The sequence below is a fragment of the Streptomyces sp. So13.3 genome (assembly GCF_005860785.2).
In the GTDB taxonomy this organism is placed as follows: domain Bacteria; phylum Actinomycetota; class Actinomycetes; order Streptomycetales; family Streptomycetaceae; genus Actinacidiphila; species Actinacidiphila fildesensis.
Genome location: NZ_CP048835.1, coordinates 6,066,353 through 6,085,505 on the forward strand (window position 1 = coordinate 6,066,353; position 19,153 = coordinate 6,085,505).

22 protein-coding genes are annotated in these 19,153 nt (G+C 71.6%); 14 read left to right on the forward strand and 8 right to left on the reverse strand.

Features of this window, described 5'->3' with window-relative positions; translation table 11 throughout:
• Positions 1-37 precede the first annotated feature (37 nt).
• Both C8250_RS27450 and C8250_RS27455 read left to right on the forward strand, forming a co-directional pair.
• Entirely contained in the window at positions 38-1,117 is a 1,080-nt protein-coding gene (locus C8250_RS27450; RefSeq protein ID WP_138351009.1) for an alpha/beta hydrolase-fold protein, read from the forward strand.
• A 19-nt stretch (positions 1,118-1,136) separates the two neighbouring features.
• Positions 1,137-1,952 carry a TIGR00730 family Rossman fold protein gene (locus tag C8250_RS27455; protein ID WP_138351008.1) on the forward strand — a complete coding sequence of 272 codons (816 nt, stop codon included), beginning with the start codon at positions 1,137-1,139 and terminating at the stop codon, positions 1,950-1,952.
• Between the two features lie 10 nt (positions 1,953-1,962).
• Here the strand turns inward: C8250_RS27455 and folP are convergent, their stop codons facing one another.
• A complete protein-coding gene (gene folP, locus C8250_RS27460; protein WP_138351007.1) occupies positions 1,963-2,823 on the reverse strand; it encodes a dihydropteroate synthase in 861 nt (286 codons plus the stop codon).
• A gap of 134 nt (positions 2,824-2,957) precedes the next feature.
• On the opposite strand from folP, the gene C8250_RS27465 reads away from it, so the two are divergent.
• Both C8250_RS27465 and C8250_RS27470 read left to right on the forward strand, forming a co-directional pair.
• Positions 2,958-3,386: a cell division protein DivIVA gene (locus C8250_RS27465; RefSeq protein WP_244809390.1), complete on the forward strand. Its 429-nt coding sequence runs from the start codon at positions 2,958-2,960 to the stop codon at positions 3,384-3,386.
• Positions 3,379-3,969, forward strand: coding sequence for a DNA-3-methyladenine glycosylase I (locus C8250_RS27470; RefSeq protein ID WP_138351006.1), 591 nt, complete (start codon positions 3,379-3,381; stop codon positions 3,967-3,969). The genes C8250_RS27465 and C8250_RS27470 overlap by 8 nt, the downstream gene beginning before the upstream one ends.
• A 13-nt stretch (positions 3,970-3,982) precedes the next feature.
• On the opposite strand, the gene C8250_RS27475 is transcribed toward C8250_RS27470, so the two are convergent.
• Positions 3,983-4,783: an enoyl-CoA hydratase-related protein gene (locus C8250_RS27475; RefSeq protein ID WP_138351005.1), complete on the reverse strand. Its 801-nt coding sequence runs from the start codon at positions 4,781-4,783 to the stop codon at positions 3,983-3,985.
• A 279-nt stretch (positions 4,784-5,062) separates the two neighbouring features.
• Here C8250_RS27475 and C8250_RS27480 point away from each other — a divergent pair, with 279 nt between their 5' ends.
• Positions 5,063-5,230 (forward strand): DUF3117 domain-containing protein, encoded by a 168-nt coding sequence (locus C8250_RS27480; RefSeq protein ID WP_069464762.1) that lies wholly within the window; start codon positions 5,063-5,065, stop codon positions 5,228-5,230.
• 88 nt (positions 5,231-5,318) lie between these two features.
• Here the strand turns inward: C8250_RS27480 and C8250_RS27485 are convergent, their stop codons facing one another.
• Positions 5,319-5,957 (reverse strand): O-methyltransferase, encoded by a 639-nt coding sequence (locus C8250_RS27485; protein ID WP_244809857.1) that lies wholly within the window; start codon positions 5,955-5,957, stop codon positions 5,319-5,321.
• 224 nt (positions 5,958-6,181) lie between these two features.
• Between C8250_RS27485 and sigE the strand changes: the two genes are divergently transcribed.
• From sigE to C8250_RS27510, 5 genes are all read left to right on the forward strand, one after another.
• Positions 6,182-6,943, forward strand: coding sequence for an RNA polymerase sigma factor SigE (gene sigE / locus C8250_RS27490; RefSeq protein WP_187145001.1), 762 nt, complete (start codon positions 6,182-6,184; stop codon positions 6,941-6,943).
• The gene (locus tag C8250_RS27495; protein ID WP_138351002.1) at positions 6,940-7,731 is read left to right on the forward strand and encodes a zf-HC2 domain-containing protein; all 792 of its coding nucleotides are present in this window, start codon (positions 6,940-6,942) and stop codon (positions 7,729-7,731) included. The genes sigE and C8250_RS27495 overlap by 4 nt, the downstream gene beginning before the upstream one ends.
• A 25-nt stretch (positions 7,732-7,756) precedes the next feature.
• Complete coding sequence (locus tag C8250_RS27500; protein ID WP_346268774.1) at positions 7,757-9,097, forward strand: trypsin-like peptidase domain-containing protein; 1,341 nt, start codon at positions 7,757-7,759, stop codon at positions 9,095-9,097.
• Positions 9,098-9,219: 122 nt separating this feature from the next.
• Positions 9,220-9,666, forward strand: coding sequence for a sec-independent translocase (locus C8250_RS27505; RefSeq protein ID WP_138351000.1), 447 nt, complete (start codon positions 9,220-9,222; stop codon positions 9,664-9,666).
• Between the two features lie 144 nt (positions 9,667-9,810).
• A complete protein-coding gene (locus tag C8250_RS27510; protein WP_138350999.1) occupies positions 9,811-10,425 on the forward strand; it encodes a hypothetical protein in 615 nt (204 codons plus the stop codon).
• A 55-nt stretch (positions 10,426-10,480) separates the two neighbouring features.
• On the opposite strand, the gene C8250_RS27515 is transcribed toward C8250_RS27510, so the two are convergent.
• From C8250_RS27515 to C8250_RS27525, 3 genes are read right to left on the reverse strand one after another with little or no spacing between them, the layout of a single operon-like run.
• Positions 10,481-11,638 carry an Mrp/NBP35 family ATP-binding protein gene (locus C8250_RS27515; protein WP_138350998.1) on the reverse strand — a complete coding sequence of 386 codons (1,158 nt, stop codon included), beginning with the start codon at positions 11,636-11,638 and terminating at the stop codon, positions 10,481-10,483.
• Positions 11,639-11,657: 19 nt separating this feature from the next.
• Positions 11,658-12,212, reverse strand: a complete 555-nt coding sequence (locus C8250_RS27520; RefSeq protein WP_138350997.1) for a DUF1003 domain-containing protein — start codon at positions 12,210-12,212, stop codon at positions 11,658-11,660.
• Positions 12,202-13,515, reverse strand: a complete 1,314-nt coding sequence (locus C8250_RS27525) for a CBS domain-containing protein (protein ID WP_138350996.1) — start codon at positions 13,513-13,515, stop codon at positions 12,202-12,204. The genes C8250_RS27520 and C8250_RS27525 overlap by 11 nt, the downstream gene beginning before the upstream one ends.
• A 263-nt stretch (positions 13,516-13,778) precedes the next feature.
• Between C8250_RS27525 and C8250_RS27530 the strand changes: the two genes are divergently transcribed.
• On the forward strand, positions 13,779-14,504 hold the full coding sequence (locus C8250_RS27530; protein ID WP_138350995.1) for a hypothetical protein: 726 nt from the start codon (positions 13,779-13,781) through the stop codon (positions 14,502-14,504).
• Positions 14,505-14,534: 30 nt separating this feature from the next.
• Here C8250_RS27530 and C8250_RS27535 read toward each other — a convergent pair whose 3' ends face one another.
• Positions 14,535-15,062, reverse strand: a complete 528-nt coding sequence (locus C8250_RS27535; protein WP_138350994.1) for a hypothetical protein — start codon at positions 15,060-15,062, stop codon at positions 14,535-14,537.
• A 192-nt stretch (positions 15,063-15,254) separates the two neighbouring features.
• On the opposite strand from C8250_RS27535, the gene C8250_RS27540 reads away from it, so the two are divergent.
• A complete protein-coding gene (locus C8250_RS27540) occupies positions 15,255-16,184 on the forward strand; it encodes a DMT family transporter (protein WP_244809859.1) in 930 nt (309 codons plus the stop codon).
• A gap of 26 nt (positions 16,185-16,210) precedes the next feature.
• Here C8250_RS27540 and C8250_RS27545 read toward each other — a convergent pair whose 3' ends face one another.
• Positions 16,211-17,326 carry a magnesium and cobalt transport protein CorA gene (locus C8250_RS27545; RefSeq protein WP_138350992.1) on the reverse strand — a complete coding sequence of 372 codons (1,116 nt, stop codon included), beginning with the start codon at positions 17,324-17,326 and terminating at the stop codon, positions 16,211-16,213.
• Positions 17,327-17,751: 425 nt separating this feature from the next.
• Between C8250_RS27545 and C8250_RS27550 the strand changes: the two genes are divergently transcribed.
• On the forward strand, positions 17,752-18,339 hold the full coding sequence (locus C8250_RS27550) for a suppressor of fused domain protein (RefSeq protein ID WP_138350991.1): 588 nt from the start codon (positions 17,752-17,754) through the stop codon (positions 18,337-18,339).
• 165 nt (positions 18,340-18,504) lie between these two features.
• On the forward strand, positions 18,505-19,143 hold the full coding sequence (locus C8250_RS27555; protein WP_138350990.1) for a DUF6758 family protein: 639 nt from the start codon (positions 18,505-18,507) through the stop codon (positions 19,141-19,143).
• The last annotated feature ends 10 nt before the right edge of the window (positions 19,144-19,153 follow it).

Here is a 19,153-nt window from a genome sequence, read left to right on the forward strand (position 1 = left end):
ATGCAACCGATCGTGTGGGGGGAAAGAAGGCCGTTCCATGGGACTGACCAGTCCGCTGTTCTTCGTGGTGCTCATCGTCGCGGCCGTCGTGGCCGTGGCGGGGGCCGTGCTGCTGTGGGGGCGTGTGCCGGGCCCCCGGCTGGTCCGGCTGCCCGCCCGCGTCGGGATGATCGTGGTGTGCCAGCTGACGGCGGTCTTCGTGGTGATGGCCGGGGTGAACAACCAGTACGGCTTCTACGCCTCCTGGGACGACCTGCTCGGCGGCGGCAGCGGGGGCGGCAGCATGAACACCTCCGCGAAGCACAAGGCGCCCCCGCCGGGACCGGCGCAGCTGACGGTGAAGTTCGCCCCGTACGCGCAGGGGTTCCGCAAGGCGGACGTGCCCGGCGCCAAATCCGGCGCGTCGGGTGACGTCATGGTCTGGACGCCGCCGCAGTACGACAAGAAGGAGTACGCGAACACCCGCTTCCCGGTGATCGTGGTGCTGCACGGCCTGCCCGGGAGCCCGCGCAGCTTCCTGCGCGCCATGCGGCTCGGCCAGATCATGGAGCGGCAGATCACCGAGGGCAAGGCCGAGCCGGCCATCCTCGTCCTGCCGACGATCACGCCCAAGGGCGCCAAGGCCGGCTGCGCCGACGCGCCGGGCCGGGGCAAGGGCGGCACCTGGCTCGCCCAGGACGTGCCGGACGTGGTCGCGCACAACTTCCGTACGCTGCCCGCCCCGAGCGGCTGGGCGGTGATGGGCATATCGACCGGCGGCTACTGCGCCGCCCGGCTCGCCCTCGACTACCCCTCCCGGTACGTGGCGGGCGCCGCGCTGGCCCCCGACAACCCCGCCGAGGGCCCCCGTTCACCGCTGTGGCTGGCCCACAACACCAAGCCGAACGTGGACCTCCTGGTGGGGTCGAGCGTCCAGGACCCCGAGAGCCCGCCGCGGTTCGCCGAGTGGCTCGGCCACGCGGTGCAGGCGCCGACGACCGTCACCCCGATGCTGCTGGACACCGGCGGCCACAACTGGAAGACCTGGGGACGGATGTTCCCCGACGCGCTCACCTGGGTGAGCAGCCACCTGGAGGCTCCGCGCGTTGTGCCGCTGGCCAGCCCGGACGCGCCGTGATGCGTCGTACGCTGCTCGCATGAGTACCGCACGCAGGGACACGAGCAACGCGCAGGAGGCGGCAGCGGCGGCCAACGAGGCGGCCGAGCACTCTTCTCCGCAGGGACAGGGCTGGCCGGAACGGCACACCGGGCCGGTGGTCCGGAGGCGCGGCCAGGTACAGGCCGGCACCACCGACCAGCGGTTGCTGGACAGCCGCGGCCCCTCGGAATGGGTGCACGGCGATCCCTGGCGGGTCATGCGCATCCAGTCCGAGTTCGTCGAGGGATTCGGCGCCCTGGCCGAACTCGGCCCCGCGGTCAGCGTGTTCGGCTCCGCGCGCACCCCGGTCGACTCCGTGGAGTACGCGGCGGGCATCTCGATCGGCCGCGCGCTGGCCGAGGCCGGCTTCGCGGTGATCACCGGCGGCGGCCCCGGTGCCATGGAGGCCGCCAACAAGGGCGCGGGCGAGGCCGGCGGGGTGTCCGTCGGGCTCGGCATCGAGCTGCCCTTCGAGCAGGGCCTCAACCCCTACGTCGACATCGGGGTGAACTTCCGCTACTTCTTCGTCCGCAAGACGATGTTCGTGAAGTACGCGCGCGGCTTCGTCGTGCTCCCCGGCGGTTTCGGCACCCTGGACGAGCTGTTCGAGGCCATCACCCTCGTCCAGACGAAGAAGGTCACCCGGTTCCCGATCGTCCTGTTCGGCACCGCGTACTGGAGCGGCCTCGTCGACTGGGTCCGGGGCACCCTGATCGAGGGCGGCAAGGCCTCCGCGGCCGATCTGGAGCTGTTCCATCTGACCGACGACGTGGACGAGGCCGTGGCCCTGGTGACCAAGGAGACCGAGGGCTGAGCCGCGCCCCTTACGCCAGCCCGCGGCGGGCGACCGCGGGCGGCCGGTGGCCCGCGATGGAGGCCACCATGTCCAGCACCTGGCGGGTCTCGGCGACCTCGTGGACGCGGTACACCCGGGCCCCGAGCCAGGCCGAGACCGCGGTGGTCGCCAGCGTCCCGATCAGCCGTTCCTTGACCGGGCGGTCGAGCGTCTCGCCCACGAAGTCCTTGTTGGACAGCGACACCAGCACCGGCCACCCGGTCTCCGTCATCTCCGGGAGCCGCCGGGTCGCCTCCAGCGAGTGCCGGGTGTTCTTGCCGAAGTCGTGCCCGGGGTCGATGAGGACGGCGTCGCGCCGCACACCGAGCCCGACGGCCCGCTCCGCGAGGCCCACGGTGACCCGCAGGATGTCCGCCATGACGTCCTCGTACCCGGTCCGGTGCGGGCGGGTGCGCGGCTCGACGCCGCCGGCGTGCGTGCAGACCAGCCCGGCGTCGTAGCGGGCGGCGACCTCGGCCAGCTTCGGGTCGACGCCGCCCCAGGCGTCGTTCAGCAGATCGGCGCCCGCCTCGCAGGCCGCCTCGCCCACCTCGTGCCGCCAGGTGTCGACGCTGATCACGACGTCCGGGTGCCGCCGGCGGACCTCGGCGACGAAGGCGACCGTGCGGCGGATCTCCTCCTCGGCCGAGACGTCCTCTCCGGGACCGGCCTTGACCCCGCCGATGTCGATGATCGCGGCGCCCTCGGACACCGCCCGTTCCACGCGCAGCAGGGCCGGTTCATCGCTGAACGTGGCGCCCTGGTCGTAGAACGAATCGGGTGTCCGGTTCACGATCGCCATGATGACCAGCTCGTCGTCGCCGAACTCCCGCGTGCCCAGCCGCAGCATTTGCGTGTGCCTCCTGTAGATCGCCCACCGGCGACGATAGCCGCAGGAGGGTGCCGGCTCCCCACAGGAGGGTCCGGCGGGGGCCGGACATGGCACCATCGTGCAAACACATCGCGCGGCCCCGGGAGACGGTCTTGTTCTGGTTCATGCTCATCGCGCTGGTCGCGGTGGTCGCCGCAGTGGCACTGGCCGTACTCGGCGACGGCGGCCCGCTCCGCGACGCGGACCCGGACCGGATCGACGACCGGCTGCCCGTCGACCGCCCGCTGGTCCGCGCCGACATCGACGGGCTGCGGCTGCCGGTGGCCGTACGCGGCTACCGGATGCTCGACGCGGACGAGGTGCTGGACCGCCTCGCGGCGGAGCTGGCCGAGCGGGACGCGCGCATCGCGGATCTGGAGTCGGCCCTGGCCGGCGCCCAGGCGACCGCCCTGGGCACTCCGGCACTGCTGGACCCGCCGCTCTCGCCGTCGGTCCTCGACCAGCCGCCCATGCGGCCGGACGCACCGTCGGACACCCCGCCCTCGCTGCGCAAGGACCCGGAGGACCGCCCCCATGAGTGAGCGCGGCACGGTCACCGGCGAGGACGGCCTGGCCCGCTGCCCCTGGGGGCTGTCGGCGCCGGATTACGTCTCGTACCACGACGGCGAGTGGGGCCGCCCGGTGCACGGCGACGACGCGCTCTACGAGCGGCTGTGCCTGGAGGCGTTCCAGTCCGGGCTCTCCTGGATCACGATCCTGCGCCGCCGCGAGGGCTTCCGCGCCGCCTTCGCGGACTTCTCCATCAAGGCGGTCGCGGCGTTCACCGACGAGGACCGGGAAAGGCTGCTCGCCGACCCCGGCATCATCCGCAACCGCGCCAAGATCGACGCGTCCCTCGCCAACGCCCACGTGGCCGCCGGGCTGGGCGCCGGCGGCCTCGACGAGCTCATCTGGTCGCACGCGCCGGACCCGGCGGGCCGGCCGGTGCCGCGCACGCTCGACGACGTACCGGCGACCACGCCCGAGTCGGTGGCGCTGGCCAAGGACCTCAAGAAGCAGGGCTTCCGCTTCGTCGGACCGACCACGGCCTACGCGATGATGCAGGCCTGCGGCCTGGTCGACGACCACCTGGCCGGCTGCCACGTGCGGACCACCAGGTCGTAGACCTGTTGCGCCGCTACCGGCCCAGGTAGCGCGGCGGCTCCTTCTTGAGGAACGCCTCCACGGCGATCCGGTGGTCCTCCGACGCGCCCGCGATGGTCTGGAGCTCGTCCTCCTTCTCCAGCGTCTCCAGGAGCGAGTGGTCCGTCCCGTACGCCAGCGACGCCTTGATCGCCGCGTAGGCCACCGTCGGCCCCGCCGCGAGGCTCCGTGCCACCGCCAGGGCCTCAGCGGCCAGGTCCGCGGCCGGGACGACCTTGTTGGCGATACCGAGCTCCAGGGCCTCCTGGGCGGTCACGTTGCGGGGGAAGAGCAGCAGATCGGCGGCGCGGCCGTGGCCGATCAGCCGGGGGAGGGTCCACGACGCGCCCGAGTCCGCGGTCAGTGCCACCTTCGCGAAGGACGTGTTGAAACTCGCCGTGTCGGCGACCACCCGGTAGTCCGAGGCGAACGCCAGACCCGCGCCGGCGCCCGCGGCGACCCCGTTGATTCCCGCGACCACCGGCTTCGGCATCGTCGCGAGGGCGGTGACGATGGGGTTGTAGTGCTCCCGGACCGTCGACATCGTGGCGCCCGTGCCGGACTCGCGGTCCTCCATCAGCAGGCCGACATGCTCCTTGAGGTCCTGGCCGACGCAGAAGGCGCGCCCGGTTCCGGTCAGCAGAACGGCCCTGACCTGGGAATCCGCCGCCGCGCCCCGGACGGCCTCGCGGAGCGCGACCTTGGTCTCGACGTTCAGGGCGTTCATGGCATCGGGACGGTTCAAGGTGATGGTCGCGAGCCCGTCGCTCACCTCGTACAGCACGCTGTCGGACATGGATGATCCCCTTCGTCGCGGCTCCGGTCCTGGCCAGCATGCCGGACATCGCCACAGGCGAACATGTGACGTACGTCAAACATTCAACGGGGCGAATGCGGCACGGAACGGGAGTGCGGCGGCGAAGTATCGCAGTCTCATCACCGAATTGGCCGGTTTTGTGGGAGGGGTTTCTCGAACGGATGGGAACCGATGTTGGTCATCGGGTCGGCACATGCGGGATAATGGTCGAGAACCAATGTGTTCGAGTCCGAGCTGGTTTCAGGAAGGGGAACGAGCATGGCGGCCATGAAGCCGCGGACGGGTGATGGCCCGCTCGAGGTCACCAAGGAGGGGCGGAGCATCATCATGCGCGTTCCGCTCGAGGGCGGCGGACGGCTTGTTGTCGAGCTGACTCCTGACGAGGCGGATGCCCTCGGCGACGCGCTGAAGAAGGCCATCGCCTGACACGAGCGCGTTCCCAATAAACGTCACGGCCCCGATTCCTGACCGTTCCAGGTCCGGAACCGGGGCCGCTGCCGTGTCCGGGACCCGGCTACGGGCCCCGGCGGACCGCGCAGAGCAGCCCGTCGTCGGTGGGCAGCAGGACGGGCGCGAACGCCTTGCTCTCGCGGACCGCGCGCATCAGCTCGCGCAGCCGCACGGCCTCGGTGTCCTGATGGGCCGCGTCGAGCGTGCGGCCCTGGGCGAAGGTCCCCTCGAAGCAGACCAGCCCGCCCGGACGCAGCAGGCGCAACGATTCGCCGAGGTAGTCCAGGTACTCGAGACGGTCCCCGTCGCAGAAGACGAGGTCGTACCCGCCGTCCGCCAGCCGCGGCAGGACCTCCAGCGCGCGGCCGGGGATGAACCGGGCGCGGTTGGCGGCGAAGCCGGCGTCCCGGTAGGCCTCGCGGGCCAGTTGCTGGCGGTCGGGTTCCGAATCGACGGTGGTCAGCACGCCGTCCGGCCGCATCCCGAGCAGCAGATGGATGCCGGACACACCGGTGCCGGTGCCGATCTCGACGACGGCCTTGGCGTCGGAGGCGGCGGCGAGCAGCCGCAGCGTCGCGCCGGTTCCGGGGGACACAGGGCGCAGACCGGACTCGTGGGCGCGCCGCCGGGCTCGTATCAGCGCGTCGTCTTCGGCGACGAAGGCGTCGGCGAACGCCCAGCTCGCCTGCCGGTTGCCGGTAATGGCCCTCTCCCTGTCCCCGTCGGTGTTGCGGCCCGCCCGGCGACTGTATCCTCCCCCAGCTACCGCTGGGTGGGACCCCCGAGCCGGGAACCTGCTGATGGGACTGCGCGTTAGTAGGGCGGGACCGAGAACGTGCGGTACGCGGGAAGTGCCTCCGTGCAGCCGCCCCGACCAGGTCCCCGGCGAGACAGCGCACTTATCCGGAGCTAACGGGCGAGGTGGATATGGTAGTGGCTCTACTGGAGACCACCAGAGCCGACAGGGGAGGTGCGGCTGCGGCCGGTGATCGGGGAGTGCTCCGGCATATTCTCAGGTCCTCCGGACAGCCGAAATCCGTGACCAACACTGCTGACCGTTCACGCAACGACGTACCCGCCAACGCGACTTTCGCCACCGACGGGGAGAACCAGGCGTGGACGCCTCCTTCCTGGGAGGAGATCGTCAGCACGCACAGTGCCCGCGTCTACCGCCTGGCGTACCGCCTGACGGGCAACCAGCACGATGCCGAGGACCTCACACAAGAAGTCTTCGTCCGTGTCTTCCGTTCCCTGTCCACGTACACGCCCGGCACCTTCGAGGGCTGGCTGCACCGCATCACCACCAATCTCTTCCTGGACATGGTGCGGAGACGTCAGCGGATCAGGTTCGACGCGCTCGGCGACGACGCGGCGGAGCGGCTCCCGAGCCGTGAGCCGTCCCCCGCACAGCACTTCAACGACACGCACTTCGACGCGGACGTCCAGCAGGCGCTGGACACCCTCGCGCCGGAGTTCCGCGCCGCCGTCGTGCTCTGTGACATCGAGGGGCTGTCGTACGAGGAGATCGCCGCCACCCTCGGCGTGAAGCTCGGCACGGTCCGGAGCCGGATCCACCGCGGCCGTTCCCACCTGCGCAAGGCTCTTGAGCACCGTTCCCCCGCGGCCCGACCGGGCCGTGCGCTGGCCGCCGCCGTACCGAAACCGGGCCTGGAGGGCGGGAGAGCGTGAGCAGTAGCGGTACCGGCCAGCGACACGTCGCATCTGCCGAGCAGCATCTCGGCGATCGGCTCGCCGCGTTCGTCGACGGCGAGTTGCCCGATGACACCCGGGACCGGGTGCTCGCGCATCTGGTGACGTGTCCCCAGTGCAAGACAGCCGCCGATGAGCAGCGCCGGCTGAAGAACGTCGTGGCGACCACGGCGCCGCCGACCCTGTCCGCGGGCCTGCTGGCCCGGCTCCAGGGACTGCCGGGCGGTGGCGACGACGAGGGAAGAGGCCCGTTCGACGGCGGCCTCTTCAGTGCTGATGTGTTCGGGCAGAGCGCGGCGGAGGAGTTCTCCTTCCTGTCCCCTGGTCCCGATCTCGCCGCACCGACCGATGTGCGGTCCCGCGGTTTCCGGATCCATGAGGTCGAGCGTTCGGCGTCCTCGCCCGGTTCGGCCTCGCGCGGCCGGCGGTTCGCCTTCGCGGCGGCCGGCGCGTTCTCGATGGCGGCCATCGCGCTCGGCGGTGCGCTCCCGATGGACGCGTCGATCGACAGCGGCGCCCCGCGCCCCGAGGAACAGGGCCCCGCGGTCGCCCCGCTCAGCGGCGTCAACTCGGTCTCCGACCTCAAACCGCTCCGCAACGACCTGGTGAACTCGGCGGAGGACCGCTATCTGCGGCATCCCCCGCTGGCGGGCGCCACGCCGGCCTCGGTGACCCGTCCGCTGATGGCGTCCGTGCCGGTCACCAAGCCCGCACCGACCGCCTCGCTGACCCCGGCGGCCACTCCAGGACCTGCCGTACACCGCTGACCCGCACGGCTGAGGCCATCCGGCCGTGTGGCACTTGCGGACTTCCGCATACCGCCCGCAGGCTCGAAGAATGAGCGATGAGGCGGACCGGCCGCAGTGGTGGAGTCGCCCGTCGGGCCCGGTGCCCGGCGCGGGCGGCGCGGAGGCGGCAGGACCCGCCCCGGACGAGGCGTTCCCCGACCCGTACCTGCTCAACCGCATGTCCGGCGGCGCCGCTGAGCCCGCTCCCTGGCACGGTCCCGGCACCCCGGCCCGCCCCCGTCGCGGACGGGCGGCCCCGCTGATCGCGGGCGCCGCGCTGGTGGCGCTGCTCGCCGGCGGGATCGGCGGAGCGGCCGGCGTCTACGCCGAACGGCACAGTGCCCAGGACGGCGATCAGGTGACACTGCCCCAGGTCTCCGAGGGCAGCGCCGACCGGGCGGGCGACAGCGTCGCGGGGATCGCGGCCAGGACCCTGCCGGGCGTCGTCTACATCCATGTGAAGGGCGCCGCGGGCGAGGACACCGGCACCGGGTTCGTGCTGGACGCCAAGGGCCACATCCTCACCAACAACCATGTGGTCGGCGCCGCCGGCAAGGGTGCCGACATTCAGGTCACCTTCAACGGCGGCCAGCTGAGCAAGGCGAAGGTGGTCGGGGTGGACAGCGGCTACGACCTCGCCGTCATCGAGGTCAGCGGGGTGTCCGGGCTGCGGCCGCTCACCCTCGGCAACTCCGATTCGGTGCGGGTCGGCGATCCGGTGGTCGCCATCGGCGCCCCGTACGGCCTCGAAGGCACCGTCACCGCGGGCATCATCAGCGCCACCCGCAGGCCGATCACCGCCGGCGGCGCCACCGACGGCACCGACGTCAGCTATGTGGACGCGCTGCAGACCGACGCACCGATCAACCCCGGCAACTCCGGCGGCCCGCTCGTCGACGGGCAGGGGAGGGTGATCGGGATCAACAGCGCGATCCGGGCGGCCGACGACGGCGGCCCGGCCGGCGGCCAGGGCGGCAGCATCGGCCTCGGCTTCGCCATCCCGGCCAACCAGGCGAAACGGGTCGCAGAGGAGCTGATCAACACCGGCAAGGCCACCCACCCGGTGATCGGGGTGACCGTCGAGATGACCTACGAGGGGGACGGCGCCCGGGTCGGCGGCAAGGCGGGCACCACCGCGGTGACCCCCGGCGGTCCCGGCGACCAGGCCGGCATCGAGGCCGGTGACGTCATCACGGCGGTCGACGGCGAGCGGGTGCACCGCGGCGAGGAGCTGATCGTCAAGATCCGCAGCCACCGACCGGGTGACCACCTCGCACTCACCCTGGTGCGCGCCGGAACGGAGCGTACGGTCGAGCTGACCTTGGGTTCGGCCACCGGGGGCTGACCCTTTACCCGGTGTCGACGTAGTGTTGGCCCAAGCCACTCCCGCGCTGCCCGCGCGGCCAGGTACGGTAAGTCGACCCGGACCCTGCCCACCCGGCTGTGGACGTCCCAAGGAGCTGCAAGGTGTTCTTCGACATAGGCCCGATGGAGATGATCGCGCTTGTCATCCTTGCGGTGCTCGTCTTCGGCCCGGACAAGCTGCCGAAGGTCATCCAGGACACGATGTCGTTCATCCGAAAGGTGCGGGCCTTCTCGGACAGCGCCAAGGAGGACATCCGCAAGGAGCTGGGGCCCGAGTTCAAGGACTTCGAGTTCGAGGATCTGAACCCCAAGACGTACATCCGCAAGAACATCCTGGAGAACGAAGAGCTCGGTCTGCAGGATCTGCGCAACGGTTTCGACTTCCGCAAGGAGATGGCCGAGGTCACGGATGCCGTGAACGGCACCGACACCACGGCCGCGGCCGCCGCCGGCGCCGCGGGTGCCGCCACGAGCACCCCGGACCGGCTCCGCAAGCGCGAGACGCTGGACAAGGACGAGCCCCCGCCGTTCGATTCCGACGCGACCTGAGTCAACCTGTTTGTCCCGTTCCACCCCTTGGGGTGGCTATTCTCCATGTGTCCGCCATCACCGTGCGCCGTTTTGGCCTCCGGGCCCGGCTCCGGTCCGGCAAGATGGCGGAGCCCAAAAGGGCATGGAGGAGGCGCCACCCCGATGGAGACGAAGACCGGCACAGCGGATCGAGCGGTCGACGGCTACTTGATGGCCGACTTCCCGTGGTACGGGCTGGACGAGGCGTTCACCGGACGCCGCTGGCTGACCGCGGTCGGCACCAGCGCGGACGGAACCGTGGAGCACGGCTCGATAGGGCATGGCGACGAACCGTCCATCAAGGCGGAGACCACCGACCCCCAGGCCCAGCGGTTCGCCGTGGTCGTGACGGTCGCCCGGCGTCCCGGCCGGCGCAGCTCGGACGGCACCGGCGTACTGGAGGCCACCTCGGTGTCCTCGGCGGCCTGGCTGGCGGGCTCCGGCCTGCTGTCCTGCACCTGGCCCAGCCATATGGAACGCGCACTGCGCCAGGACTGGCTCGACCAGCAGATCGCGACCGCCTGGGACCTCGCCGACGATCTGGCCGGCCCCCACTGGTCGACCCTGACGCTCCCGGTGGACGGCGAGCCCACCACGTTCCACTACCGGGAGTCCGCGTACGGCTGGGTCCTGGCGGGCTCCGCGCGCGGCGCCCACCTGGGCGCGTACGGGCGCGGCATGAGCGCGTACGGGCTGGGACTGGCCGTGGTGAAGGACATCACCTCGTACGACGGCTGACGGCCGGCATGACGGTGCCCCCGACCGCACTGCGGCCGGGGGCACCGTCATGAACTCAGAACTTGTTCCGCGGGGTGATCCCCAGCGACATACCCGCCAGGCCGCGGGCCCGACCGCCGAGCTTGCCGGCGATCGCCTTGAGGGCGAGCGCCGCGGCGGAGTCCGGGTGGCTCAGGACGACCGGGCGGCCGTCGTCGCCGCCCTCGCGCAGCCGTACGTCGATCGGGATCTGGCCCAGCACCGGCACCGTCGCGCCCGTGGTCCTGGTCAGGCCCTCGGCGACCCGCTCGCCGCCGCCGCTGCCGAAGACGTCGACGATCTCGTCGCAGTGCGGGCACGGCATCCCGGACATGTTCTCCACGACGCCGACGATCTTCTGGTGGGTCTGCACCGCGATGGACCCGGCGCGCTCCGCGACCTCGGCGGCCGCCTGCTGAGGCGTCGTCACCACGAGGATCTCGGCGTTCGGGACGAGCTGCGCGACGGAGATCGCGATGTCGCCGGTGCCCGGCGGCAGGTCCAGCAGCAGGACGTCCAGGTCGCCCCAGTACACATCGGCGAGGAACTGCTGCAGCGCGCGGTGCAGCATCGGGCCGCGCCACACCACGGGCGCGTTGCCCGGGGTGAACATGCCGATCGAGATGACCTTCACCCCGTGCGACGACGGCGGCATGATCATGTTCTCGACCTGCGTCGGCCGGCCCTCGACACCGAGCATGCGCGGTACCGAGTGGCCGTAGATGTCCGCGTCCACGACGCCGACCTTGAGGCCGTCGGCGGCCATCGCCGCCGCCAGGTTCACCGTCACCGAGGACTTGCCGACGCCGCCCTTGCCGGAGGCGACCGCGTAGACCCGGGTCAGCGAGCCGGGCTGGGCGAAGGGCACCTCGCGCTCGGCGGTGCCGCCGCGCAGATTGCCGGCGAGCTCCTTGCGCTGCTCGTCGCTCATGACGTCCAGCTCGACGGTGACACCGGTGACGCCCGGTACCCCTTCGACTGCCGTGGTGACATTCGTGGTGATCGTCTCGCGCATCGGGCAGCCCGACACCGTCAGATAGACGGCGACCTTCACGGTGCCGTCGTCCGCGATGTCCACGGATTTGACCATGCCGAGATCAGTGATCGGCTTGTGGATCTCCGGGTCGTTCACCGTCGCGAGCGCCGCGCGCACGGCGTCGGCGGTCGGAGCGGATCCGTGAATGTCGGTAGCCATACGGTCGATGGTACGGCGCTCACCGGTCGGTTCCGGCGTCGCCTTCGTCACGCCGCTCTTCCAGTTCCTTCAGCAGATCCTGGAGCTCGGAACGGATCCAGTCGCGGGTGGCGACCTCCCCGAGGTTCATCCGCAGCGACGCCACCTCCCGCGTCAGGTATTCGGTGTCGGCGATGCTGCGCTCGTTCTGTTTGCGGTCCTGCTCGTGGGTGACGCGGTCCCTGTCGTCCTGCCGGTTCTGCGCGAGCAGGATCAGCGGGGCCGCGTACGACGCCTGGAGCGAGAGCATCAGGGTCAGGAAGATGAAGGGGTACTGGTCCCAGCGCATCGAGTCCGGAGCGAAGACGTTCCACAGCACCCACAGGATGATGAGGACCGTCATCCAGACGATGAAGCGCCCGGTGCCCAGGAAGCGCGCGATCCGCTCCGAGAACCGGCCGAACTCCTCCGGGTCGTAGGCCGGCAGCAGCCGCCGCCGGGTCGGGCGGGGCTGGTCCAGGCGGACCCGGTGCCGCGGCGCGGCGGTGGAGCCGCCCGGTGTCTTCGCGCGCTCGCGCTCCACGTCAGCGGGCATCGGCGGGCCTGTTCTCGTCCGGGCGGGCCTCACCGACGTGGTACGCGCCGGCCGCGCCGTGCAGCTCGGTCTCGCGCCAGTCGTCGGGCAGCAGGTGGTCCAGCACGTCGTCGACCGTCACCGCGCCGAGCAGCGATCCGCTCTCGTCCACGACGGGTGCCGAGATCAGGTTGTACGTGGCGAGGTAGCTGGTCACCGCGGACAGCGGGGTGCCGGGCGGCAGCGGCAGCAGGTCGGTGTCGACGATGGAGCCGACCAGGGTGAAGGGCGGGTCGCGCAGCAGCCGCTGGAAGTGCACCAGACCCAGGTACTTGCCGGTCGGGGTCTCGTCGGGCGGCCGGCAGACATAGACCTGGGCGGCGAGCGCGGGGGACAGGTCGGGGTTGCGGACCCGGGCGAGCGCGTCGGCGATCGTCGCGTCGGGCCGCAGCACGATGGGCTCGGTGGTCATCAGGCCGCCGGCCGTGCGCTCCTCGTAGGAGAGCAGCCGGCGCACATCGGCCGCGTCCTGCGGCTGCATCAGCGTGAGCAGGCGCTCCTGGTCGACCTCGGGCAGCTCGGAGAGCAGGTCGGCCGCGTCGTCCGGGTCCATCGCCTCCAGGACGTCGGCCGCGCGCTCCTCCTTGAGCTTGCCGAGGATCTCCACCTGGTCGTCGTCCGGCAGCTCCTCCAGGACGTCGGCGAGCCGGTCGTCGTCCAGGGCGGCGGCGACCTCGCCGCGGCGCTTGGGCGACAGGTGGTGCAGCACGTTCGCGAGGTCGGCGGGGCGCAGCCGCTCGAACGTGGCGAGCAGGTTCTCGGCGCCCTGTCCGTGCTCCTCCAGGGAGAAGCCGGTCACGGCGGACCAGTCCAGGGTCAGCGTCTCGCCGCGCCTGCGCAGCGCACCGCCCTTGCCCCGGCGGACGAAGACCTTGTCGATCTCCCAGTCGCGGCGGGCCGGCAGCTGCACCATCGAGATGTCCAGCACCGTCACCTCCTCGCCGGTCGCGACGATCCTGACCCGCCGGTCGAGCAGTTCGCCGAGGACCAGGGTCTCGGTCGGCCGCTGCTCGAAGCGCCGCATGTTGACGACGCCGGTGGTGATCACCTGGCCGGACTCGACGCCGGTCACCCGGGTCATCGGCAGGAAGATCCGCCGCCGGCTGACCACCTCGACGACCAGCCCGAGCACCCGCGGCGGCTTCCCGCCGACCCGCAGCATGACGACAAGGTCCCGGACCCGGCCGACCTGGTCGCCGCCCGGGTCGAAGACCGCGACACCGGAGATGTGGGAGATGAACACGCGCGGGGCACCTGCGGCCATGCGGTGCCTCCTGGCGTCGTGCGGGTCACGGTTCGTCGCTGTCAGGCTAACCCGCTCGGATCTTGGCTGCTGCACGGTGCTGCTCCGCGGGGCGGCGGGCGACCCCGGGCAGGCACCGGGCAGGCACCGGGCAGGCCCTGGCAGGCCACAGGCTCCAGGTCGCCCGTGGAATGGTGCGGTCCGGGTCTCGGCAGGGAGCTGTACGCTGCGGTAGCTTCGGGTCTCCCCACCACCGTTCCCCTGCCGCTGGAGGAAGAGAACACGTGTTTCCCGGCCGCCGATCCGTTGTTCTCGTCGGGGCGCTGTGCGCCGGACTGACCCTCGCCGGCTGCGGCGACCCGGACGCCGGGACCAACGGGGTCGCCAAACTGCCCCCCAAGACGATCGAGCAGCGAGCCCGCGACGCCGCCGCCGCGGCACAGACCGTCCGGCTGTCCGGCACCGTGGTCAGCAAGGGGAAGACGTACAAGCTCGACATGCGGCTGCGCGGCAACGGCGGCGTCGGCGACGTCTCGACGCAGAGCAGCACGTTCCAGCTGCTGCGGGTCGACGACGACCTGTATTTGAAGGCGGGCGCCGACTTCTACGGTGACGCCGGCTCCGACAAGAACAGCCAGGCCGCCGCGGCGAAGCTGAAGGACAAGTACGTCAAGGTGCCGGCGGGTGACCCCGCCTACCAGCAGTTCAGTGGCTTCACGGACAAGAAGGTGCTGCTCGACGCGCTCTTCGCGCTCAACGGCGAGCTGTCCACCGGCGACCAACGCAAGGTCAACGGCACCCGCACCATCGCCCTCGCCGCGGACGGCGGCGGAGGCGGCACCCTCGACGTCTCCCTGGAGGGCAGCCCCTACCCGCTGCGGTACGAACGCGCGGGCGGCTCCGGCACCCTCACGCTCGCCGACTGGGGCAAGGACTTCGCCCTCGTGGCGCCGGACGCCGCCCATGTCGTCGACTACGGCAAGTCCGTGACAGGCACCTCGGGCGGCTGACGCCGCCCCGGCCGTACGGTCCGGCTACCGTCAGCCGCGCTTCCTGCGGCGGGCCAGCAGCCGCGGCAGCGCCTCCGGCATCGGCTGCCGGGTCGTGGCGGGCGACGGAACGGGGCCGGCCGCACCCGAGCCGTCCGGCATGGTGCCGGGCTGCTCGCTCGGCGGTCCTGACGGTACGAGCCGCAGCACCTGGCACTCACGCGCCCAGCGCACGGTCATCGTCTCGGCGTCCGGTGCGTTCAGCCGCTTGCCCTTGAGCTCCTCGACGGCGGCGGTCCACCCGTCGCTGTCGGGGACGAGCGCGGAGACGGTGGCGGGCCACGCGACCAGCCGGCCGCCCTTGTCCTTGCTGCGCACCGTCACGACCGCGGTGCCGCCGTCGGTCAGCCCGCCGAGCGGCTGCTCCCCGGGGCCGCCGCCGACCACGCACATCGCGCCGTCCACCCAGGCGTGCCACACCGCCTGCGGCGGGCGGCCGGTCGGGGCCTGGACCCAGACCAGGCCGGACTTCTTGGTGGCCTCCTCGACGAGGGCGGTCTGTTCGGCGGTTTCCGTCATGGGGCTCACCTTATTCGGTGCGCCCTTCCCCGCGGCGTGCTCCGCGGCGTTCCCTGCGGCCCTCCAGGCGGGTCCAAGCGCTGGACGACAGGAGCATGCTCTTGTCACGGCCCTTACGCTGGTCGGAGACCCTGTTCCGACTGAGGAGAACCCGTGTCCGCCGAGCCGCGCACCGTCGCCCCGCCAGTCGCCGTGCCCCCCGCGGCAGCGGTCGCGCACCGGCCGCTGGACCTGACGCTGCTGGCCGTCGCCATCGCCGGCGTCTCGTTCTCCGCGCCGCTGATCGCGGCGACCGCCGCCCCGGCGCTGGCCATCGCGTTCTGGCGGAACGCCATGGCGATCGGGGTGCTCACCCCGTTCGTGCTGCGCAGCAACCTCGGCGAGCTGCGCCGGATGGGCCGCCGCTCGCTGCTGCTGTCGGTGGCGGCGGGCGCGACGCTCGCACTGCACTTCGGCCTGTGGCTGCCGAGTCTGTCGATGACGTCGGTCGCGACCTCGACCGCGCTGTGCACCACGACCCCGATCTGGACCACGATCATCCTGCGGATACGCGGCCACCGGCCGCCCCGCATGGTGTGGGCGGGCACCCTGCTGGCCGTGGTCGGCGTCATCATCCTGACCGGTATCGACATGTCGACCGACACCCGCGCGCTGGCCGGTGACGCGCTCGCGCTGGGCGCGGGCATGGCGGCGGCCGCGTACGTCCTGCTGGGCGCCGAGGTCCGCAGGACCGCCAGCACCACCGCGTACACCTACATCTGCTACTCGACGACCGCGGTCGCGCTGCTCGTCGCGTGCCTGGTCTCCGGCGCCTCGCTGGGCGGGTACAGCGGTGAGACCTGGCTGAAGCTCGTCGCGCTCACCGTCGCCGCGCAGCTGCTGGGCCACTCGCTGCTGAACCGGGTGGTGCACGGGCTCGGCCCGTCCACCACCTCGACCGCGATCCTGCTGGAGACACCGGGCGCGGCCCTCATCGCGGCACTCTGGCTCGGCCAGACCCCGCCGGCGATGGCCTACCCGGCGCTCGGAGTGATCCTCGCCGGCCTGGCACTGGTGATCCTGGCGGACCGGAAGGCCGGCCCGGTGCCGGCAGACCTGCCGGCGACGCCCGGGGGAGCCTGACCACCACCACTGCCGGCAGCGGCCACCTACAGCCAGCCGTTCCGGCGGAATCCGCGGTGGATGCTGAAGCAGATGGCGACTGTCGCGCACAGGACCATCGGGTAGCCGTAGCGCCAGTGCAGCTCCGGCATGTGGTCGAAGTTCATGCCGTACACCCCGGTGATCATCGTCGGGACGGCGAGGATGGCCGCCCATGCGGTGATCTTGCGCATGTCCTCGTTCTGCGCGACGGTCGCCTGCGCCAGGTTCGCCTGCAGGATCGAGTTGAGCAGATCGTCGAAGCCGACCACCTGCTCGTGGACCCGCGCCACGTGGTCGGCGACATCGCGGAAGTACTTCTGGATCTCGGGGTCGATCAGCCGCATCGGCCGCTCGCTGAGCAGCTGCATCGGCCGCAGCAGCGGTGAGACGGCGCGCTTGAACTCCAGTACCTCGCGCTTGAGCTGGTAGATCCGGCCGGCGTCGCCACCGCGCGCGGACTTGCCCTGCGCGGCGGAGAAGACGTCGATCTCCACGTCGTCGATGTCGTCCTGCACGGCCTCGGTGACGGCGAGATAGTCGTCGACCACCTGGTCGGCGATGGCGTGCAGCACGGCCGAGGGGCCCTTGGCGAGCAGCTCGGGGTCCTCCTCCAGCCGGTGCCGCAGCGCGCGCAGCGAGCCGTGGCCGCCGTGCCGGACGGTGATGACGAAGTGCCGGCCGGTGAAGACCATGACCTCGCCGCTCTCCACGACCTCGCTGGTCGCGGTGAGTTCGGTGTGCTCGACGTACCTGATGGTCTTGAAGACGGTGAACAGGATGTCGTCGTAGCGCTCCAGCTTGGGGCGCTGGTGGGCGTGCACGGCGTCCTCGACGGCCAGCGGGTGCAGCCCGAACACCTCGGCGATGCCGGCGAACTCCTGCTCCGTGGGCTCGTGCAGACCGATCCAGACGAAGCCCTCGCTGCGGCTGCCGGTGCGCACCTTCTCCAGCGCGACGGCCGGGTCGATGTGGTCGCTGCAGCGCGCGCCGTCGCGGTAGACGGCGCAGTCCACGACCGCGCTCGTCGCGCTCGGCGTACGGGTCGCGCCGTAGTCGTATGAAACGGCGCTCTTGCGCAGGGAGGGACGGACCACTGCACGCAGGTCACGGATCATCGACATGGCAAGCTCCTTCACGGACTGGCCGACGGCACGGAAGCCGCACTGAAATGCTGATCAAGGCAGGGTGATCACAAGGCAGTTCAGGGCGCTCTTCCGGCGCGATGCCCGCGGCGGGCGCGGATCCATGGGGAAGTGAGAACTTCCGTGTTTCCCGGCGACGGTGCTGGGTATGGAACGCGAAGACTCAGCCGGCGAGGCGGCGGAAGGAAGAGCGGGCAGGACTGCAAGGTCGACTATGATCCATGTCAACCCCACCTCCTCCGGCCGATCCCCGCTGAGGGATGACGTATACCCATGGCAGCGCCGGACTTCACGGCGGGCCAACGCCCCACCTTAGCAAGCGCCCGGAGCGCTCCTGCCCGGCTTTGCCTGTTCCATACGGTTCCCCTACCTGTCGCGGGCACGGCGGACCTATGCTCCGCGGTATGGGCGATCTTCTTCAGCTGGTCGAGGCGCGACTGCACTCGGCGTTCGGTGAGCGGCACAGCAGGGCGGCGGTGACCTTCCTCGGCACCGACCGTATCGAGGTGCTGCGCTTCGTCGACGGCGATGTGCTGCGCTACGCGACGCTCGGCATGTCGCGGCAGCCGATGAGCGATCCCCTCGCCACCGTCGCCGACCCGCTGCGCGGCCCGCGCGCCGAACTGGTGCTGTCCGTACGGGCCGGGCTCGCCCCCGTGGACCAGGTGCTGCGGCCGCTCGCCGTGCTCGCCGCCTCGCCCCAGGTCGAGGGCGTCGTGGTGGCTCCCGGTGCCTCGCTGGACGTCGGCGGACCGCTGTGGACCGGCGCGCCGTTCTCCGCCGTGCTGGTCGCGGAGCCCGGCGGCCTGGTCGAGGACCTCGGCCTGGACGAACCGCTGGACCCGGTCCGGTTCTTCCCCGTGCTGCCGATGACACCGAACGAGGCGGCCTGGAAGCGCGTCCACGGCGGCGCCGCGCTGCAGGAACGCTGGCTGAAGTACGGCACGGATCTGCGCGACCCGCTGCGGGCGTCGGTACCGCTCACCGACTGACCCGGCCGACCCGTCCGGACCCGCCCGTCGTACGTCCCGCCGCACGTTCCGTCCCCACAAGTCCCGCCCCTGGAGCCCGTCCCGCCGTGCGTACGGCTGATCTCTCGACGCCGGACGGGTGATCGTCCTTGACGCGGGCACGTCGCGGGAGGACCGTTGGGCTCTATGAGGGGCGAACCCAGTTGCCCGAAGTGTGGTGGCCGGGTGCGAGCGCCCGGCCTCTTCGCCGATGCCTGGCAGTGCGGCGTGCACGGGACCGTGTATCCGCTCCAGCCGGTCGTCCCGCCGAGCGTCGAGGCGCTCGGGGTGGTGGTGCACCGCGCGAAGGTACCGGTGTGGATGCCCTGGCCGCTGCCGGTCGGCTGGCTGTTCTCCGGGGTGGCCTCCGCGGGCGACGACCGCAGCGGCGGGCGGGCGACCGCCGTGGCCTGCTCCGGTCCCGGGCCGCTCGGCGGCCCCGGTGAGCTGCTGCTGATCGCCGAGGAACTGGGTGTGGGCCTCGGAGCGCGCTACGCGGGCATCCAGGGACCCGATCCCGGCCCCTCGATGTGTGTGGACCGGTCCCCACACACCAAGGTGCTGGCCGCGGGCCGGCCCACCCCGCTGTGGCATGTGGAGGACGCGCCCGGTGACCGGGCGGTCTTCGCGGGCGAGGCGCTCGGGCTGTGGCTCTGGGCGATCGTGTGGCCCGAGCAGTCCGGGCTGATGATGTACGACGAGCTGGTGCTCACCGATCTGCGGGACGCGGGGGCGGAAGTCGACCTGCTGTCGTGCGGTGCGCTGTCTCCCCGGCTGCTCTCCTGAGATTCGCAGG

Excerpts from the sequence above, each read along its gene's own strand:
- C8250_RS27450 (WP_138351009.1), top strand. The coding sequence starts at position 38 with ATGGGACTGACCAGTCCGCTGTTCTTCGTGGTGCTCATCGTCGCGGCC.
- C8250_RS27550 (WP_138350991.1), top strand. The coding sequence starts at position 17,752 with ATGGGCGATCTTCTTCAGCTGGTCGAGGCGCGACTGCACTCGGCGTTC.
- C8250_RS27525 (WP_138350996.1), bottom strand. The coding sequence starts at position 13,515 with ATGGCCGCAGGTGCCCCGCGCGTGTTCATCTCCCACATCTCCGGTGTC.
- C8250_RS27510 (WP_138350999.1), top strand. The coding sequence starts at position 9,811 with ATGGAGACGAAGACCGGCACAGCGGATCGAGCGGTCGACGGCTACTTG.
- C8250_RS27480 (WP_069464762.1), top strand. The coding sequence starts at position 5,063 with ATGGCGGCCATGAAGCCGCGGACGGGTGATGGCCCGCTCGAGGTCACC.
- C8250_RS27470 (WP_138351006.1), top strand. The coding sequence starts at position 3,379 with ATGAGTGAGCGCGGCACGGTCACCGGCGAGGACGGCCTGGCCCGCTGC.
- C8250_RS27520 (WP_138350997.1), bottom strand. The coding sequence starts at position 12,212 with ATGCCCGCTGACGTGGAGCGCGAGCGCGCGAAGACACCGGGCGGCTCC.
- C8250_RS27475 (WP_138351005.1), bottom strand. The coding sequence starts at position 4,783 with ATGTCCGACAGCGTGCTGTACGAGGTGAGCGACGGGCTCGCGACCATC.
- C8250_RS27455 (WP_138351008.1), top strand. The coding sequence starts at position 1,137 with ATGAGTACCGCACGCAGGGACACGAGCAACGCGCAGGAGGCGGCAGCG.
- sigE (WP_187145001.1), top strand. The coding sequence starts at position 6,182 with ATGGTAGTGGCTCTACTGGAGACCACCAGAGCCGACAGGGGAGGTGCG.
- C8250_RS27545 (WP_138350992.1), bottom strand. The coding sequence starts at position 17,326 with ATGTCGATGATCCGTGACCTGCGTGCAGTGGTCCGTCCCTCCCTGCGC.
- folP (WP_138351007.1), bottom strand. The coding sequence starts at position 2,823 with ATGCTGCGGCTGGGCACGCGGGAGTTCGGCGACGACGAGCTGGTCATC.
- C8250_RS27555 (WP_138350990.1), top strand. The coding sequence starts at position 18,505 with ATGAGGGGCGAACCCAGTTGCCCGAAGTGTGGTGGCCGGGTGCGAGCG.
- C8250_RS27515 (WP_138350998.1), bottom strand. The coding sequence starts at position 11,638 with ATGGCTACCGACATTCACGGATCCGCTCCGACCGCCGACGCCGTGCGC.
- C8250_RS27535 (WP_138350994.1), bottom strand. The coding sequence starts at position 15,062 with ATGACGGAAACCGCCGAACAGACCGCCCTCGTCGAGGAGGCCACCAAG.